The 1,078-nt window shown below is 71.1% G+C and carries 1 protein-coding gene; it reads left to right on the top strand.

The annotated features are described in order from the left end of the window. On the top strand, positions 1–1,024 hold a 1,024-nt coding region (locus AOK15_RS41140; RefSeq protein ID WP_055524364.1), incomplete at its 5' end, for a GDSL-type esterase/lipase family protein. Positions 1,025–1,078 lie beyond the last annotated feature (54 nt).

Here is a 1,078-nt window from a genome sequence, read left to right as displayed (position 1 = left end):
ACCGGCCTCGGCCGCCACGGCGGTCACGGCGAAGACATCGGCCGCCGATCCCGTGCGCGTCATGCCGCTCGGCGACTCCATCACCGGCTCGCCGGGTTGCTGGAGGGCCGTGCTGTGGAACCGGCTGCAGAACGCCGGATACACGGACATCGACTTCGTCGGCACCCTCGGCCCCCAGGGCTGCGGGCAGGCCCACGACGGCGACAACGAGGGCCACGGCGGCGAACTCGTCACCAACGTGGCCGACCAGAACCTGCTGCCCGCACGGCTCGCCGCGACCCTTCCGGACATCGTTGTCATGCACTTCGGCACGAACGATGTGTGGAGCAGCATCTCCCCCGACCGCATCCTCGCCTCCTACACCAAGCTCGTCGGGCAGATGCGTGCCTCCAACCCGGACATGAAGATCCTCGTCGCGCAGATCATCCCCATGAACCCCGGCACCTGTTCGGGCTGCGCTCAGCGCGTCGTCGACTTCAACGCACGGATCCCGGCCTGGGCGCAGGCGACGACCACCAGCCGTTCGCCGGTGACTGTCGTCGACCAGTGGACCGGCTTCGACACGGCCGCCGACACCTACGACGGGGTGCACCCGAACTCGTCCGGCGACAACAAGATCGCCGCCCGCTGGTACCCGGCGCTGAGCGCGCTGCTGGAGCCGGGCTCCGGCGACCCGGGCGACCCCGGTGACCCGGGTGACGGGCCCTGCACCGCGGTCTTCCGTGCCGTCAACGTCTGGCAGGGCGGCTACCAGGGCGAGGTGACGGTGACCAACACGTCCGCCTCCGCCGTCTCGGGATGGACCGCGACCGTCGTACCGGCCGGAGGGGCCCGGCTGACTCAGGTCTGGAACGGCACGTTGAGCATGGCGGCCGACGGGACGGCCACCGTCACCAACGCCAACTGGAACGGCACGCTCGCCCCCGGCGCCCGCGCCACGTTCGGTTTCATCGCCGACACGTCGACGACGTCCGGGACACCGTCGGCGACCGTCACCTGCACGGCGAGGGGCGTCGCCGGCTGATGACGGTGGGCCCCGGTCCGGATCGATGCGGACCGGGGCCCACCGTCATCAGCC

Source organism: Streptomyces ossamyceticus, assembly GCF_001418475.1.
Classification (GTDB): domain Bacteria; phylum Actinomycetota; class Actinomycetes; order Streptomycetales; family Streptomycetaceae; genus Streptomyces; species Streptomyces ossamyceticus.
Note: the sequence above shows the minus strand (reverse complement) of the source record. Positions and strands in the feature narration are given on the sequence as shown.